Raw genomic sequence first — 15,657 nt, forward strand, 5'->3', positions numbered from 1 at the left:
CCCCTCAGGTCCGGGTCAGGGCGTAGCTCAGGCCCTGGTGCAGGACGCGGCGGCAGAAGCGTGCGTCGAGGATCGGGTTGCGCGCGGCCGGCAGGCGGGTCTCGTCGTAGGTGCTGATGCAGGTCACGAGCATCGCGGCGAGTGCCGCCCGCTTCTCCGAGCCCGGCCCGATGGCCCCGTCCGGCTTCGAGATCAGGGCCACCAGCAGGGTGCCGTACTGGCTGAGGATCATCGCATAGGCGTCGTGGCCGATGACGCCGTTGGCATAGGCCTGGCAGGCCGCGTGGAGGCCGTCGCGCAGCGCCAGCACCCCGGCCGTGCGGCCCTGCAGTTCCGTGACCTTCTCGGTCTGCGCGAAGGCCCCCGCGAGGCTGCCGCTGCCCTTCTCGGGCACGGTGACGTTGAGGTTGACGTTGCCGCTGCGGCCGAACTCCACGGCGTAGTCGGGGCTCGGCTCCGTGCAGACGACCGGCCGCAGCACGCCGTCCGGTCCGGGCCGCGGGCGCTCGGTGACGAGGCGCAGGTTCCCGGTGGTCGCGACGGTGTTCGACGTGCCGAACTGAAGCTGCGTCACCTTCAGGCTCGGAGAGTCGCAGGCCGTGAGCAGGCACAGCGACAGGATGCATCCCAGAATACGCATGGACGGCCCCCTTCGGACTCGGCCCCCGGGCCGAGCGGTCGCGCCGCCGGTCACCGGCGACGAGCGAGGCCGGTCGGGCGCCGGGTAACCTCGCTAAGGTTGCATTAATACACTTGAAGTTTGTTTTGGGAAGGCGGCCGATCAGAGGATCCAAGATTATCCCGCGGCGGAATCCGGGTGATCGCAACCGGGGCGGTCGTCCGGGACGGCGCGGCTCGCGGCTGCCTTGCGTCCGCAGGCCCGCTCTGGTAAGGCCCCGCCCATCCCACACGCGGAGCCGGCCTCATGCCTGAATGAGGCGTTTCCGGTGGCCGGCTGGTCTCAGCCGGTCGCTTCCTCCGCGGCGGTATCAACCGGAGAGAACCCAGATCATGGCCGTCGATTTCTCTATGCGCCAGCTCCTCGAGGCGGGCGCCCATTTCGGGCACCAGTCCCACCGCTGGAACCCGAAGATGCAGCCCTACATCTTCGGCACCCGCAACAACATCCACATCATCGACCTCGCCCAGACCGTCCCGGCGCTGCACCAGGCCCTTCAGGCCGTGAGCGACACGGTGGCGCGCGGCGGTCGCGTGCTGTTCGTCGGCACGAAGCGCCAGGCGGCCGACACCATCGCCGAGGCCGCCAAGCGGTCCGCGCAGTACTACGTCAACTCCCGCTGGCTCGGCGGCATGCTGACGAACTGGAAGACCATCTCGGGCTCGATCCAGCGCCTGCGCAAGGTCGACGAGACCCTCGAGGGCGGCGGCCAGGGCCTCACCAAGAAGGAGCGCCTGATGCTCTCCCGTGAGAAGGAGAAGCTCGAGAAGGCGCTCGGCGGCATCAAGGACATGGGCGGCGTGCCCGACCTCCTGTTCGTGATCGACACGAACAAGGAGCAGCTCGCCATCAAGGAGGCCCAGCGCCTCGGCATCCCGGTCGCCGCGATCGTCGACACGAACTGCAACCCGGACGGCATCACCTACGTGGTCCCGGCCAACGACGACGCCGGCCGCGCCATCGCGCTCTACTGCGATCTCATCGCCCGCGCGGCGATCGACGGCATCTCCCGCGGCCAGGGCACCTCGGGCGTCGACCTCGGCGCCTCCGAGGAGCCGATGGCCGAGGAGCTGCCGGCGAACGACGACGTCGCCGCCGCCTCCGTGGAGTCGGGCGCGATCGACCAGGCCGACGTGGCCGCGCTCGCCGAGTCGACCGAGCACTTTGAGCTGCTCGCCGCCCCCCGCGGCGCGCCGGACGACCTGACCAAGCTGAACGGCGCCGGTCCGCAGATCGTCCAGAAGCTCAACGATGCCGGCATCTACCACTACTGGCAGGTGGCCGCGATGACCCCCGAGGACGTCGCCCGCGTCGATGCCGACCTGAAGCTCAACGGCCGCTTCGGCCGCGACGGCTGGGTCGACCAGGCCCGCGGCTTCGTCGAGGCCGCCGCCGCCGCCTGACCTGCCTGGGCCCCCGGCGCGCGCCGGCGGGGACAGGAACCGACACCGTCACACGAGCCCGGCGCTCTCCCCTCGAGCGCCGGGCTCCGTTTCATCTGATCGACAGAAAGGACCCGCCATGGCCAACATCACCGCCGCGATGGTGAAGGAGCTCCGCGAGAAGACCGGCGCGGGCATGATGGACTGCAAGGGCGCCCTCAACGAGACGGACGGCGACCTCGAGGCCGCGGTCGACTGGCTGCGCAAGAAGGGTCTCGCCAAGGCCGCCAAGAAGGCCGGCCGCGTCGCCGCCGAGGGCCTCGTCGCCGTCGAGTCGTCCGGCCACCACGCCGCGATCGTCGAGGTGAACTCCGAGACGGACTTCGTCGCCCGCAACGACGGCTTCCAGGCCTTCGTGCGCGAGGCCGCCAAGACCGCCCTCAACACCGACGGCACCCTCGAAGGGCTGCAGGCCGCCCACTTCCCGGGCGAGGCGACGACCGTCACGGACAAGCTGCAGAGCCTCATCGCCACGATCGGCGAGAACATGAACCTGCGCCGCGTCGCCAAGCTCGACGTCCAGAAGGGCGTCATCGCGAGCTACGTGCACAACCAGGTCAGCGAGGGCCTCGGCAAGATCGGCGTGCTCGTCGCCCTCGATTCCGAGGCCGACGTCGACGCGCTCTCGACCCTCGGCCGCCAGATCGCCATGCACGTCGCCGCGACGAACCCGGTGGCGCTCGACGCGTCCGGCGTCGATGCCGCGACGCTGGAGCGCGAGGGCAACATCCTGCGCGAGAAGAACGCCGGCAAGCCGGACCACGTCCTGCAGAAGATCGTCGAGAGCGGCCTGAAGACCTACTACAAGGAGGTCACCCTCCTGGAGCAGCCCTTCGTGCACGACGGCTCGAAGTCGGTCGCGCAGGTGCTCAAGGAGGCCGAGGGCAAGCTCGGCAAGCCGGTCAAGCTCACGGGCTTCGTGCGCTACGCCCTCGGCGAGGGCATCGAGAAGGAAGAGGGCCCGGACTTCGCCACCGAGGTCGCCCAGCAGGCCGGCCGCGCCTGATCGCGGCGGGCCCGCTCCGGCGGGTCCCCCGCGCGCCACCGAAGGGCTCCCCGTCCCGGAACGGACGGGGAGCCCTTCGGCGTTTCTCCCCTCGACGGCCCACGCCCGCTTAAGTAGAAGCCACCGCGGCCCGCCTCGCGGGCCGGCGTTTCGAGTCGAGGCCGGCGTGTTCGGGCCGGTGACGAGGGGGTGGCCCATGCCGGAGACGACGCCGTTCCGCCGCGTCCTCGTGAAGCTCTCCGGCGAGGCGCTCGCCGCCCCGGACGGCTACTGGTTGCATCCCCCGACGCTCGCGGGCCTCGCCGAGGACATCGCCCGCACCATGGAGACCGGGATCGAGATCGCCCTGGTGGTCGGCGGCGGCAACATGATCCGCGGTGCCCGCATCTCGGCGGCCGGCTTCATCGACCGCGCCACCGGCGATTCGCTCGGCATGATGGCGACGGTCATGAACTCGCTGGCGCTGGAGACGGCCCTCAACGCGGCCGGCGTCACGGCGCGCACCATGTCGGCGGTCTCGATGCCGACGATCTGCGAGACCTTCGCGCGCCAGCCCGCGCTCCACCACCTCGACAAGGGGCAGGTGGTGATCCTCGCGGGCGGCACCGGCAACCCCTACTTCACGACCGACACCGCGGCGGTGCTGCGCGCCGCCGAGCTGCGCTGCGAGGCCGTCCTGAAGGCCACCCAGGTCGACGGCGTCTACTCGGCGGATCCGAAGCGGGACCCCAACGCCATCCGGTACGACCGCATCACCCACGACGAGGCCATCGCGCGCGACCTCAAGGTGATGGACACCGCGGCCTTCGCCCTGGCCCGCGAGAGCCGCCTCTCCATCGTGGTCGGATCCGTGCACGCGCCGAGCTCGATCACCGCCATCCTGACCGGCGCCGCGCCCGCGACCCACGTCGTGCCGTAAGGGGCACCACAGGCGGGATTCGTCCCGCGCGGGACGTGAGCCACGCATCCATTTGCGACCCTCCGGATTTTCGTTCATTGAAGCCGCGACGCGACCGGGCCTCGGGGCCCGGCCCCATTCGCGAACGGCACGCCTCGGGAACTGCAGGATATGGCCACACCGGACTTCGACCTGAACGACATCAAGCGCCGCATGCAGGGCGCCGTGGCCTCGCTCTCCAAGGACCTCGGCTCGCTGCGCACCGGCCGCGCCACGCCGAGCCTCCTCGACCCGATCCAGGTCGACGCCTACGGCGCGATGATGCCGATGGCGCAGGTCGCGACCGTCAGCGTGCCGGAGCCCCGCCTGCTCAGCATCTCGGTCTGGGACCGCAGCATGATCTCGGCCGTCGAGAAGGCGATCCGTGAGAGCGACCTCGGCCTCAACCCGCAGACCGAGGGGCAGACCATCCGCCTGCGCATCCCCGAGATGAACGAGCAGCGCCGCAAGGAGATGGTCAAGGTCGCCCACAAGTACACGGAGGAGGCGCGCGTCGCCGTCCGCCACGTGCGCCGGGACGGTCTCGACCACCTCAAGAAGCTCCTGAAGGACAGCGCCATCTCGGAGGACGACGAGAAGCGGCAGGCGACCGAGGTCCAGAAGGCGACGGACCACCACATCGCCGAGATCGACGGCGTGCTCGCCTCGAAGGAAAAGGAAATCATGCAGGTGTGAGACCCTGCCGGGCCGGCGCGGGACGACCTTCGCGACCTGAAAAAAGCCCTGAGGTTGTACTCCGCTGCCACGTCGGCGTGAGGTAAGGGGAGAGGCGCGTGGAGCGTTCCGAGCACGCGCGCCAGGTCGAGGCGGGCATGATGAGCGAAAGTCAGGCGGCCGCACGGGTGGAGGCGCGACCGGCCCAGGTGGGGCGCGCGGCCCCCGAGCACGTCGCCATCATCATGGACGGCAACGGGCGCTGGGCGGCCGGGCGCGGCCTGCCGCGCGTCGAGGGCCATCGCCGCGGCGTCGAGGCCGTGCGCCGGGCGGTCCGCGCTGCCATCGAGCTCGGCGTCCGCTACCTCACCGTGTACGGCTTCTCCTCCGAGAACTGGCGGCGGCCCCCGGCCGAGGTGGCCGACCTGATGGGCCTCCTCAAGCTGTTCGTGCGGCGCGACCTGTCCGAGTTGCACGGCGCCAACGTGCGCGTGCGCATCATCGGCGAGCGCGAGGGCCTGCACGCCGACATCGCCGGCATCCTGGCCGAGGCCGAGGAGCGCACGCGAGGCAACACCGGCCTCACCCTGGTGGTGGCCTTCAACTACGGCGGCCGCCAGGAGATCGTGCGGGCGATGCGCCGGCTCGCGGACGCCGTGGCGGCGGGGCGCCTCGCGCCGGAGGCTATCGACATCGATGCCATGACGGGGGCCCTCGACACGACCGGCATCCCCGACCCCGACCTCGTGATCCGCACCTCCGGCGAGCAGCGGCTCTCGAACTTTCTGACCTGGCAGACGGCCTATGCCGAGTACGTCATCGTGCCGGAGTTCTGGCCGGACTTCGACCACGCCGCCTTCGCGGCCGCCATCGACGAGTACCACCGGCGGGACCGCCGCTTCGGCGGCCTGAGCCAGCGGGCCGGATGATGGGACCGCGCGGCGAGGCGGCGCCCGCCACCGCCGGCCGCGGCCCCTTCGGCGGGCGCGAGTTCGGCCTGCGGGTCTTCTCCGGCGTCGTGCTGGCCGCCGTCGTGGTCTCGGCGCTGATCGTGGGGGGCTGGCCCTTCGCGGTGATCTGGCTCGCCGCCGCGATCGTCGGGGCCGCCGAATGGATCGGCATGAGCCGGACCCTGCCGCGCCGGGCCCTCACCGCCGTCATCGCCGCGACCCTCGCCCTCCTGGTGCTCTGCCTGCACGCCGCGGCAGCGCCCTGGGTCGGCCTCGCGGTGCTCGGCATCGGTGCCGCGCTCGTCCTCGGCCTCGCCCATGACGGCCGCGGCCGCCTGCGGGCGCTCGGCGGCCTCCTCGGCGGCGCGGTCATCGCCCTGGTACCCACGGCGCTGCGCGACGACCCGCTGATCGGCATCCTGGGACCCGCCTGGATGTTCGCCGTGGTCTGGTCGACGGACGTGATCGCCTACTTCACGGGCCGCACCTTCGGGGGCCCGAAGCTGATGCCCGCGGTCTCGCCGAAGAAGACGTGGTCCGGCGCGGTGGGCGGCCTCGTCGGCGGCGTCGCGGCCGGCACGCTTCTCGTCGCCCTCGCGCGGGCGGAGGGCTGGAGCCCGCTGGCCGGAACCTCCCTCGTCCTCGTGGCGGCCCTCAGCGCCGCGGCCTCGGTCCTGAGCCAGGCCGGCGACCTCGTGGAATCGGCCCTGAAGCGCCGGTACGGCGTGAAGGATTCCGGCCGCTCGATCCCCGGCCACGGCGGCGTCATGGACCGGCTCGACGGCTTCTTCGCGGTGGCGCTGCTGGCCGGCCTCACCCTCATCCTGCGCCGCGCGCTCGCGGCCTGACGGAGCGACCCCCCGTGCCCCTCACCGTCGCGATCCTCGGCGCCACCGGCTCGATCGGCCGCTCCACCATGGACCTCCTGGCCCAGCACGCCGACCGGTTCCGGGTCGGCGCGGTGGTGGGCGGCAAGGATGCGGCGGCGCTGGCCAAGCTCGCCCGCGAGACCCGCGCGCAGTTCGCGGCGCTGGCCGACGAGGCCTGCGGCCCGGAGCTGCGCGAAGCGCTCGCCGGCTCGGGCATCCCGAACGGCGCCGGCGAGGCGGCCGTGCTCGAAGCGGTCGCGCGCGAGGCCGACATCGTGGTGGCGGCGGTGAGCGGCGCCGCCGGCCTGAAGCCGACCCACGCGGCCCTGCGCCTCGGCCGCACCGTGGCGCTCGCCAACAAGGAGAGCCTCGTCTGCGCCGGCGACGCCTTCATGCGCGACGCCGCCCGCTACGGCGCGAAGCTCCTGCCGGTCGATTCCGAGCACAACGCCCTGGCCCAGGCGCTGGGCGAGGGCGCGATCGCGGACGTCGCCAAGATGACCATCACGGCCTCCGGCGGCCCGTTCCGGACCTGGACCCGCGAGCGGATCGCAGCCGCCTCCGCGGCGGAGGCGGCCGCCCACCCGACCTGGTCGATGGGCATGAAGATCAACATCGATTCCGCCTCCCTGATGAACAAGGGGCTGGAGCTGATCGAGGCCCACCACCTCTTCGCCCTGGAGCCGGCCCGCCTCGACGTGATCGTGCACCCGCAATCGATCGTCCACGGCCTCGTGTACTGGCGCGACGGCGCCGTCACGGCCGGCCTCGCGATGCCCGACATGCGCGTGCCGATCGCCCACTGCCTCGGCCTCGGCGAGCGCCTGACCATCGCCCGCGGACGCACCCTCGACCTCGCCGCGGCGGGCAGCCTCACCTTCGAGCCGGCAGACGAGGGCCGCTTCCCGTGCCTGGCGATCGCCCGCGCGGCCCTCGCCGACGGGGCCGCCGCGCCCACGGTGATGAACGCCGCCAACGAGATCGCGGTCGCCGCCTTCATCCGGGGGCAGATCGCCTTCTACGACATCGCCGGCCTCGTCGAGCGCGCCTGCACGCACTTCGCGGGCACCTATCGCACCGCGCCGGCCGACGTGGAGGAGGCGCTGGCCATCGACGCGCACGTGCGCGCCTGGAGCGCCGAGGCGCTGCCGGAGCTTCGCGCCGCGGGCTAGGGCGTTTCGGGACCGTATCCGGCGAGAAACACCCGCACGGCCTCGGTCACCCGGTACTCGACATCCGCCTCGCTCACCGAGCCGCCCGCGTTGAAGAGCAGGCGCGTCAGGAGCCCCGCCTGGCAGAGGTGCAGGAAGTGCCGGGCGGCGAGTTCGGTGTCGGCGGCCCGCAGGCGCCCGGCCGCCACCTGCCGGTCGAGGTAGGCGGCGAGCCGCGCCACCCCCTGCGCCGGCCCCGCCTCGAAGAAGGTCTGCCCGAGCCGCGGGAACTTCTCCGAGGCGCCGATCACCATGCGGACGATCGAGACGTGCTCGCAGCGGCCCATCTCCACGAGGTAGGTCCGGCCGAGCTCCGTCAGGGTGGTGCGGACGTCCGGATCCTCGGGGTCGAGCCGGAACAGCGCCTCGGCGAGCTGCTTCTTCGACTGCACAGTGAGCGCCTCGAACAGCGCCTCCTTGTTGTCGAAGTAGACGTAGAGCGTGCCCTTCGAGACGCCGGCCTGCTTGGCGATCTCGCCCATGCTGGCGCCGTCGAAGCCCGCGGCCATGAACACCGCCCGTGCGCCGTCGAGGATCTGGCGCCGCTTGTCCGCCTCAGGCGTGAGCTTCGCCTCGCCGCGCTCCAGGGCTTCCGCCACCGCCATTCCCGCCACCCTCTCGATTGACCGAACCGTTCAGTCAGCATATCTTGGCGAGCGTCGCGGTGCGGGTCAATCCGTGCCGCTCATTGACCGAACGGTTCGGTCAAAGGAAATGCGATGACGCTTCGAGACGATCACGGCCGCGAGCCTGCCCCGTCCATCGAGTCGGCGCCCAACGAGGCACCGCTCCCGGCTGGTGCCCCCGTCGCGCGCGTGCCCGCCGTCGCGGTTGGTCCTGGGGCGGTGGAGGTGGCACCGGTCCGCAGGCGCCGGCCGCTGCGCGCGCTCGTCCTCCTCGCGCTGCTCGCCGGCGCGCTCGGGGGCGGGGGTTATGCCGGGTGGCAGTGGTGGAGCGTCGGGCGCTTCTTCGTCTCGACGGACGACGCCTACGTGCAGGCCGACATCTCGGTCCTCGCCGCGAAGGTGCCCGGCTACCTCTCCGCGGTGCCGGTCCGGAACGGGCAGTCGGTCCGCCAGGGCGAGGTGATCGCCCGCATCGAGGACGGCGACTACCGCCTCGCGGTCGATGCCGCGCACGACAAGCTTCTCACCCAGCAGGCCACCATCCTGCGCATCGGCCGCCAGGTCGAGGCGGCGGAGGCGCAGGTCGCGCAGGGCGCCGCGCAGATCGAGGCCGCGCGCGCCGATGCGGTGCGGGCGGCCGCCGACTACCAGCGACAGCAGCAGCTCGAGAAATCCGACTTCGTGGCGCGCTCGCGCATCGAGCAGGCCCGGGCCGACCGCGACCGCACCGAGGCCACCGTGAAGGGCGCCGAAGCCGCCCTCGTGGCGACGCGCGCCAACATCGAGGTGCTGCGCGCCCAGAAGCGGGAGGCCGAGGGGCTCGCCGCCGAGCTGCAGGTCGCCGAGGATCGGGCAGCGCGCGACCTCTCCTTCGCGACGATCCGCGCGCCCTTCGACGGCGTCGTCGGCAACAAGGCCGTCGAGGCGGGCGCCTACGTGGCGCCGGGCTCGCGCATCGCGGCGCTCGTTCCCTTGGAGAGCGTACGGATCGACGCCAACTTCAAGGAGACGCAGCTCGCCCACATGCGGCCGGGCCAGCCCGTGCACGTCGCCGTCGATGCCTACCCGGACCGCGACATCGTCGGCGAGGTCGAGTCGCTGTCGCCGGCCTCGGGCTCGGTCTTCAGCCTGCTGCCGCCCGACAACGCCACCGGCAACTTCACCAAGATCGTGCAGCGCCTGCCCGTGCGGGTGCGGGTGCCCGAGGCGGTCGCCCGCGAGGGCCTGCTGCGGCCCGGCCTGTCGGTCACCGTGCGGGTCGACACGCGCGAAGCCACCCGCGAGGCGGCCGGCGCCCGCACCCGCACGGCGGGCGCGGAGTAGCCGCGATGGCCGCCACGGCAGCGGCGGCGGCGCGTCCCGCCGAGCCGCCCCTCGACCGCCGCCGGATGGTGGCGTTCCTGTGCATGGTCTTCGGGATGTTCATGGCGATCCTGGACATCCAGATCGTCTCCGCCTCCCTCAACGAGATCCAGGCCGGCCTCTCGGCCTCGGCCGACGAGATCCCCTGGGTCCAGACGAGCTACCTGATCGCCGAGGTGATCATGATCCCGCTCTCGGGCTTCCTGTCGCGGGTGATCTCGACGCGCTGGATGTTCACGATCGCGGCGGGCGGCTTCACGCTGATGAGCCTGATGTGCGCGACGAGCTCGTCCATCGGCGAGATGATCGTCTGGAGGGCGCTGCAGGGCTTCATCGGCGGTGGCATGATCCCCACGGTCTTCGCCTCGGCCTTCACGATCTTCCCGCCCTCGAAGCGCTCGATCGTCTCGCCGATGATCGGCCTCGTGGCGACCCTCGCCCCGACCATCGGCCCGACCGTCGGCGGCTACCTCACCGACCTGTTCTCCTGGCACTGGCTGTTCCTGATCAACGTGGTGCCGGGCATCGCCGTCACGATCTCGACATTCCTGCTGGTCGATTTCGACGAGCCGAACTTCGAGCTGTTCCGCCGCTTTGACTGGTTTGGCCTCGCCTTCATGGCGGGCTTCCTCGGCTGCCTCGAATACGTGCTGGAGGAGGGGCCGAACCACGACTGGCTGGCCGACGAGGCGGTGCTCGCCTGCGCGGTCGTCTGCAGCGTGTCCGGGCTCGCCTTCTTCTGGCGCGCCTTCACGGCGCGCGAGCCGATCGTGGACCTGCGCGCCTTCGGGGACCGCAACTTCGCGGCCGGCTGCATCTTCAGCTTCGTGATGGGCATCGGCCTCTACGGCCTGACCTACCTCTACCCGGTCTATCTCGGCCGCGTCCGGGGCTACTCGGCGCTCCAGATCGGCGAGACGATGTTCGTCTCCGGGCTGTGCATGTTCGCGACCGCGCCGATCGCCGGGCGCTTCTCGGCCCGCGCCGACCCGCGGGTGCTGATGGCGCTGGGCTTCTCGGGGTTCGCGCTGGGCACCTGGATCGTCACCGGGCTCACCAAGGACTGGGACTTCTGGGAGCTGCTGCTGCCCCAGGTGCTGCGCGGCTGCTCGCTGATGCTGTGCATGATCCCGATCAACAACATCGCGCTGGGCACCCTGCCGCCCGCCCGCATGAAGAACGCGTCAGGCCTCTACAACCTCACGCGCAACCTCGGGGGGGCGGTGGGGCTCGCGCTCATCAACACCCTGCTCAACGACCGCTGGGACCTGCACCTCGCCCGGCTGCACGAGCGCTTCACCTGGACGAGCGCCCAGGTCCTCGAGCGGCTCGACAGCCTGCGGCGGGGCTTCGAGCCCCTCGGCGGCGACGCGGCGGCGATGTCGCTGAAGGCCATGATGAACACGGTGCGGATCCAGGGGCTGCTGATGGCCTTCTCGGACGTGTTCCTGGTCCTCACCGGCCTGTTCCTCGCCATGGCCTGCGCGACGCCGCTGATCCGCCGGCCGCGGGCTGCGGCGGCCGGCGGCGGGGGCGGCCACTGAGCCGCCCCCGCCCGGGGGCGGGCGCATTGCGGGGATAGCGGGGCCGGGCGCGCGCGGCTGCGACGATCTTCGCGCCGCTCGCGGGTTTGCGTTGGCCGAGCCGCCGCACGATCTGCTAGATCTTGTGGTGTGGTCCCCTGAACGAGGACCCTGGGAAACGACGCATGGACTTCCTGAACGCCATGGGCGGGACCGCCGCCGGCTTCTTCGGCGCGGTGATACCCTTCCTCATCGTGCTCACCGTGGTGGTGTTCGTGCACGAGATGGGCCACTTCCTGGTCGGGCGCTGGTGCGGCGTCGGCGTCCACGCCTTCTCGATCGGCTTCGGGCCGGAGCTCGTCGGCTTCAACGACCGGCGCGGCACGCGCTGGAAGCTCTGCGCGATCCCCCTCGGCGGCTACGTGAAGTTCCACGGCGACGCGAACGGCGCCAGCGTGCCGGACCCCGAGACCCTCGCGCGGATGTCGCCCCAGGAGCGGGCGATCAGCTTCCCGACGCAGCCCCTCCCAAAGCGCGCCGCCATCGTGGCCGCGGGCCCCATCGCCAACTTCATCCTGGCCATCGCCCTGTTCGGCGGCGCCATCTACCTCGGCGGCCGCTACGAATTGCCCCCGCGCGTGCAGGCCGTGATGCCCAACAGCGCAGCCGCGCGGGCGGGCTTCGAGCCGGGCGACGTCGTGACGGCGATCGACGGCGAGGCGGTGTCGAACTTCATCGCCATGCAGCGCACGGTCTCGGCGAGTGCCGACACCACGCTCACCTTCACGGTGGAGCGGGCCGGCGAGGCGAAGCAGCTCACCGCGACGCCGGAGGTCTACGAGGAGCGCACGCCCTTCGGCCGCCACCGCCTCGGCCGCCTCGGCATCCAGGGCCCGAGCGGCTCGGAAGCGAAGCTCGTGCGCTACGGCCCGCTCGAATCCCTGAAGCTCGGCGTCCACGAGACCTACTTCGTGGTGGACCGTACCTTCGCCTACCTCGGCAAGCTGATCACGGGCCGGGAATCGGCCGACCAGCTCTCGGGTCCGATCGGCATCGCCCGGGTCTCCGGCGAGGTCGCGAAGGTCGGCGGCGTCGGCGGCCTCGTCGGGCTGATCGCGCTGCTCTCCGTCTCGATCGGCCTCCTGAACCTGTTCCCGGTGCCGCTCCTCGATGGCGGGCACCTCCTGTTCTACGCCTTCGAGGCGGTGCGCGGACGCCCCTTGAGCGAGCGCGCGCAGGAGATCGGCTTCCGCATCGGCCTCGCGCTGGTGCTCATGCTGATGCTGTTCGCGGCCTGGAACGACATCCTCAACCTTGGCGCCTCATGGGGCCGCGGCACCTGAATCCGGCGCCCTCGCGCGGCCACATTCGGCCGCGCGGGGCTCGTCCACAGGGTTGACGAAGCGTTTCGGGCGCGCGGCGGCGTTCCTGAAACGCGTGCGCGGACAGGGATTTACCCTTCCCTAACCGTGTTCCGCGATGCCGCCTCTTTCGCTCTCAGCGTTAAGTGGCGCGAAGGCCACGTCTCCCCAAAATCCCCTCCTGCGGGCCGACCCACGCGTTTGCTTCGAGGGGGAATCCCGCTAGAAGCTAGGCTGGGACCAGACGTCGGGATGGCCGGTCAACGGCTGCTCGGTTGCGGGTGCGAACCCGTTCTTTCGAATAAGAATACAGACGGGCGATTGAATGATGTCGATGACGGGGAAGCGCCGGCGCACGTCGGTGAAGCGGGCCATCGTCCTAGTCGCCGCCACGGCAGCTGGCGTCGCGCTGGGCGGCGCGGCGCAGGCGCAGCAGATCGTCGTCCAGGGCAACAAGCGCGTCGATTCCGACACGATCCGGTCCTACGTGACCGGCACGGCCTCGGGATCCGCCGAGGAGGCCCGCCGCAACCTGCTGGCGAGCGGCATGTTCTCGGACGTCAAGGTCTCGCAGGGGGGCGGCCGCACGGTCGTCACGGTCCGCGAGAACAACCTGATCAACCGCGTCTTCGTCGAGGGCAACAAGAAGATCGAGAAGGCTACCATCGAGGCCGAGCTCGAGACGAAGGCCCGCGGCGGGTTCAGCGAGGGTGTCGTCAACTCCGACGTCCAGCGCATCAAGGAACTCTACCGCCGCGCCGGCCGCGGCACCGCCAAGGTCACATACCGCACCGTCGATCTGCCGAACGGCCGCGTCGACGTGGTCTACACGGTTGAGGAAGGCGACAAGACCGGCATCGTGTCGATCAACTTCGTCGGCAACCGCGCCTACTCGGAGTCGAAGCTCAAGGACCTGATGACGTCCTCCGAGATGAACTTCCTGAGCTTCGTGAAGACCTCCGACGTCTACGATCCCGATCGCATCACCAACGACCTCGACCTCGTCCGCCGCTTCTACCTGAAGAACGGCTACGCCGACTTCCGCGTCGTCAACGCCGATGCGCGCTACGTCGAGGGCGGCGAGAAGGCCGGCTGGGTCATCACCGTCACGGTCGACGAGGGCGAGCAGTACACCGTCGGCGCCGTGGCGATCGACGCGCGCCTCCCCGGCCTCGACACCAGCCGCCTCGACGGCGAGGTGCGCGCCGCGGTCGGCGACGTCTACAACGCCGAGGATGTCGAGAAGACCCTCACGGGCGTGACCACGCAGGTCGCCCGCCAGGGCTTCCCGTTCGCCCAGGTCCGCCCGACCGGTCAGCGCGACCGCGCGACCCACCAGGTCGCCCTCGGCTTCGTGGTCGAGGACGGCCCGCGCGTCTACGTCGAGCGCATCAACGTCCGCGGCAACACCCGCACCCGCGACTACGTCATCCGCCGCGAGCTCGATATCACCGAGGGCGACGCCTACAACCGCGTTCTCACCGACCGCGCCGAGCGGCGCCTGAACGGCCTCGGCTTCTTCAAGAAGGTCCGCTTCTCGAACGAGCCCGGCTCGGCCCCGGACCGCGTGATCATCAACATCGACGTCGAGGATCAGCCCACGGGCTCGTTCTCTGTGGCGGGCGGCTACTCCACCCAGGACGGTATCATCGGCGAGGTCTCGGTCTCCGAGTCGAACTTCCTCGGTCGCGGCCAGTACGTGCGCGTCGCCGGCACCGGCGGCCAGTACGCCCGCGGCTTCGACTTCTCGTTCACCGAGCCGTACTTCCTCGGCTACCGCCTCGCGGCGGGCTTCGACGCCTTCTACAAGTACAGCGACCTGACCCGGTACTCGCGCTACGAGACGACCGTCTACGGCGGCCAGCTGCGCCTCGGCCTGCCGATCACGGAAGAGCTCGGCGTGACGCTGCGCTACTCGCTCTACAACACCGAGCTGAAGGTCCCGAACACCCTCAAGCGCCCCTACAACGACTGCTCGGTGCCGATCCCCGGCGTGACCGCGGTCTACAACCCGGGCACGATCATCAACGGGCAGAACGTCGGCGGCCTCGCGCAGTATCCGCTCTGCGCGTACAACGGCGAGGCGTCGATCGCGCTCAAGGGCTCGCAGGGCAACACCCTGACCTCGCTCGCGGGCCTCACGGTCGCGTACTCGACCCTCGACAACCTCGGCTCCCCGCGCAACGGCCTCTACGCCGAGCTGAAGCCCGACATCGCCGGCCTCGGCGGCGACTCGAAGTTCTTCCGCATCACCGGCGAGGCGCGCTACTACAAGGAGCTGTGGGAGGACGTCGTCGGCTTCGTCCGCTTCCAGGGCGGTCACGTCCAGGCTCTCGACGGCAACCCGCTGCGCATCACCGACCAGTTCTTCCTCGGCCCGTCGCTCGTCCGCGGCTTCGCGCCGAACGGCATCGGCCCGCGCGACGTCGGTATCGCCGACGCCCGCTCGAACGCCATCGGTGGCTCGACCTACGTGGGCGGCACCGTCGAGGTGCAGTTCCCGATCTGGGGCCTGCCCCGCGACCTCGGCCTGAAGGGCGCGCTCTTTGCCGACGCCGGCACACTGTTCGGCTACAACGGCCGCCGCGTATTCAACGTGAACGGCGACGCCTTCATCAACGGCATCGCTCCCGGCGGCGCCTGCAACTTCAGCGCGCTCACCATCGGCGTCGAGCCCGAGTGCGTGAACGTCCACGACTCGGCGGCGATCCGTTCGTCCATCGGCGCCTCGATCCTCTGGAACTCGCCGCTCGGCCCGATCCGCTTCGACTACGCCTACGCCCTGACCAAGGACGAGGGCGTGCGGGTCCCCGGCACGAACTTCCGCATCGGCAAGGATCAGACGCAGGCGTTCCGCTTCTCCGGCGGATCGCGCTTCTGAGGTCGCACCCGCGGGGGAGCCGGCAGGCCCCCCGCGGCGGCACATCGTTGGAACAGGCGCGGCGTCCCGGTCCACGGGCCGGGCGCGGCTCCGAGAAAAATGGTCGCGCGCCGGTCGGCATTCGCCGCACGGCGC

At 71.0% G+C, this 15,657-nt stretch carries 13 protein-coding genes; 11 read left to right on the top strand and 2 right to left on the bottom strand.

Annotated elements, in window-relative coordinates; all coding sequences use genetic code 11:
- Nucleotides 1-4: 4 nt before the first annotated feature.
- Nucleotides 5-640: a hypothetical protein gene (locus ACLBXP_RS15980; RefSeq protein ID WP_447668717.1), complete on the bottom strand. Its 636-nt coding sequence runs from the start codon at nucleotides 638-640 to the stop codon at nucleotides 5-7.
- A gap of 371 nt (nucleotides 641-1,011) precedes the next feature.
- Here ACLBXP_RS15980 and ACLBXP_RS15985 point away from each other — a divergent pair, with 371 nt between their 5' ends.
- From ACLBXP_RS15985 to dxr, 7 genes are all read left to right on the top strand, one after another.
- Complete coding sequence (locus ACLBXP_RS15985) at nucleotides 1,012-2,082, top strand: 30S ribosomal protein S2 (RefSeq protein WP_447668718.1); 1,071 nt, start codon at nucleotides 1,012-1,014, stop codon at nucleotides 2,080-2,082.
- 118 nt (nucleotides 2,083-2,200) lie between these two features.
- A complete protein-coding gene (tsf, locus tag ACLBXP_RS15990) occupies nucleotides 2,201-3,127 on the top strand; it encodes a translation elongation factor Ts (protein ID WP_447668719.1) in 927 nt (308 codons plus the stop codon).
- A gap of 196 nt (nucleotides 3,128-3,323) precedes the next feature.
- Nucleotides 3,324-4,046: a UMP kinase gene (gene pyrH, locus ACLBXP_RS15995; RefSeq protein WP_447668720.1), complete on the top strand. Its 723-nt coding sequence runs from the start codon at nucleotides 3,324-3,326 to the stop codon at nucleotides 4,044-4,046.
- Between the two features lie 150 nt (nucleotides 4,047-4,196).
- The gene (frr, locus tag ACLBXP_RS16000; RefSeq protein ID WP_447668721.1) at nucleotides 4,197-4,760 is read left to right on the top strand and encodes a ribosome recycling factor; all 564 of its coding nucleotides are present in this window, start codon (nucleotides 4,197-4,199) and stop codon (nucleotides 4,758-4,760) included.
- Between the two features lie 98 nt (nucleotides 4,761-4,858).
- Complete coding sequence (locus ACLBXP_RS16005) at nucleotides 4,859-5,668, top strand: isoprenyl transferase (protein ID WP_447668722.1); 810 nt, start codon at nucleotides 4,859-4,861, stop codon at nucleotides 5,666-5,668.
- Complete coding sequence (locus ACLBXP_RS16010) at nucleotides 5,668-6,537, top strand: phosphatidate cytidylyltransferase (RefSeq protein WP_447668894.1); 870 nt, start codon at nucleotides 5,668-5,670, stop codon at nucleotides 6,535-6,537. The genes ACLBXP_RS16005 and ACLBXP_RS16010 overlap by 1 nt, the downstream gene beginning before the upstream one ends.
- A 14-nt stretch (nucleotides 6,538-6,551) precedes the next feature.
- A complete protein-coding gene (gene dxr / locus ACLBXP_RS16015; protein ID WP_447668723.1) occupies nucleotides 6,552-7,730 on the top strand; it encodes a 1-deoxy-D-xylulose-5-phosphate reductoisomerase in 1,179 nt (392 codons plus the stop codon).
- Here dxr and ACLBXP_RS16020 read toward each other — a convergent pair.
- On the bottom strand, nucleotides 7,727-8,374 hold the full coding sequence (locus ACLBXP_RS16020) for a TetR/AcrR family transcriptional regulator (RefSeq protein WP_447668724.1): 648 nt from the start codon (nucleotides 8,372-8,374) through the stop codon (nucleotides 7,727-7,729). The two genes, dxr and ACLBXP_RS16020, sit on opposite strands and share 4 nt — an antisense overlap.
- Before the next feature lie 114 nt (nucleotides 8,375-8,488).
- On the opposite strand from ACLBXP_RS16020, the gene ACLBXP_RS16025 reads away from it, so the two are divergent.
- From ACLBXP_RS16025 to bamA, 4 genes are all read left to right on the top strand, one after another.
- A complete protein-coding gene (locus ACLBXP_RS16025; RefSeq protein WP_447668725.1) occupies nucleotides 8,489-9,718 on the top strand; it encodes an HlyD family secretion protein in 1,230 nt (409 codons plus the stop codon).
- A gap of 5 nt (nucleotides 9,719-9,723) precedes the next feature.
- A complete protein-coding gene (locus tag ACLBXP_RS16030) occupies nucleotides 9,724-11,301 on the top strand; it encodes a DHA2 family efflux MFS transporter permease subunit (RefSeq protein WP_447668726.1) in 1,578 nt (525 codons plus the stop codon).
- Between the two features lie 164 nt (nucleotides 11,302-11,465).
- Nucleotides 11,466-12,623: an RIP metalloprotease RseP gene (rseP, locus tag ACLBXP_RS16035; RefSeq protein ID WP_447668727.1), complete on the top strand. Its 1,158-nt coding sequence runs from the start codon at nucleotides 11,466-11,468 to the stop codon at nucleotides 12,621-12,623.
- A gap of 343 nt (nucleotides 12,624-12,966) precedes the next feature.
- Nucleotides 12,967-15,522: an outer membrane protein assembly factor BamA gene (gene bamA, locus ACLBXP_RS16040; RefSeq protein ID WP_447668728.1), complete on the top strand. Its 2,556-nt coding sequence runs from the start codon at nucleotides 12,967-12,969 to the stop codon at nucleotides 15,520-15,522.
- The last annotated feature ends 135 nt before the right edge of the window (nucleotides 15,523-15,657 follow it).

Source organism: Methylobacterium sp. A54F, from assembly GCF_053346035.1.

Coding starts and splice junctions, on each gene's coding strand:
- ACLBXP_RS15980 (WP_447668717.1), bottom strand. CDS start 640: ATGCGTATTCTGGGATGCATCCTGTCGCTGTGCCTGCTCACGGCCTGC.
- ACLBXP_RS15985 (WP_447668718.1), top strand. CDS start 1,012: ATGGCCGTCGATTTCTCTATGCGCCAGCTCCTCGAGGCGGGCGCCCAT.
- tsf (WP_447668719.1), top strand. CDS start 2,201: ATGGCCAACATCACCGCCGCGATGGTGAAGGAGCTCCGCGAGAAGACC.
- pyrH (WP_447668720.1), top strand. CDS start 3,324: ATGCCGGAGACGACGCCGTTCCGCCGCGTCCTCGTGAAGCTCTCCGGC.
- frr (WP_447668721.1), top strand. CDS start 4,197: ATGGCCACACCGGACTTCGACCTGAACGACATCAAGCGCCGCATGCAG.
- ACLBXP_RS16010 (WP_447668894.1), top strand. CDS start 5,668: ATGGGACCGCGCGGCGAGGCGGCGCCCGCCACCGCCGGCCGCGGCCCC.
- ACLBXP_RS16020 (WP_447668724.1), bottom strand. CDS start 8,374: ATGGCGGTGGCGGAAGCCCTGGAGCGCGGCGAGGCGAAGCTCACGCCT.
- ACLBXP_RS16025 (WP_447668725.1), top strand. CDS start 8,489: ATGACGCTTCGAGACGATCACGGCCGCGAGCCTGCCCCGTCCATCGAG.
- ACLBXP_RS16030 (WP_447668726.1), top strand. CDS start 9,724: ATGGCCGCCACGGCAGCGGCGGCGGCGCGTCCCGCCGAGCCGCCCCTC.
- rseP (WP_447668727.1), top strand. CDS start 11,466: ATGGACTTCCTGAACGCCATGGGCGGGACCGCCGCCGGCTTCTTCGGC.
- bamA (WP_447668728.1), top strand. CDS start 12,967: ATGATGTCGATGACGGGGAAGCGCCGGCGCACGTCGGTGAAGCGGGCC.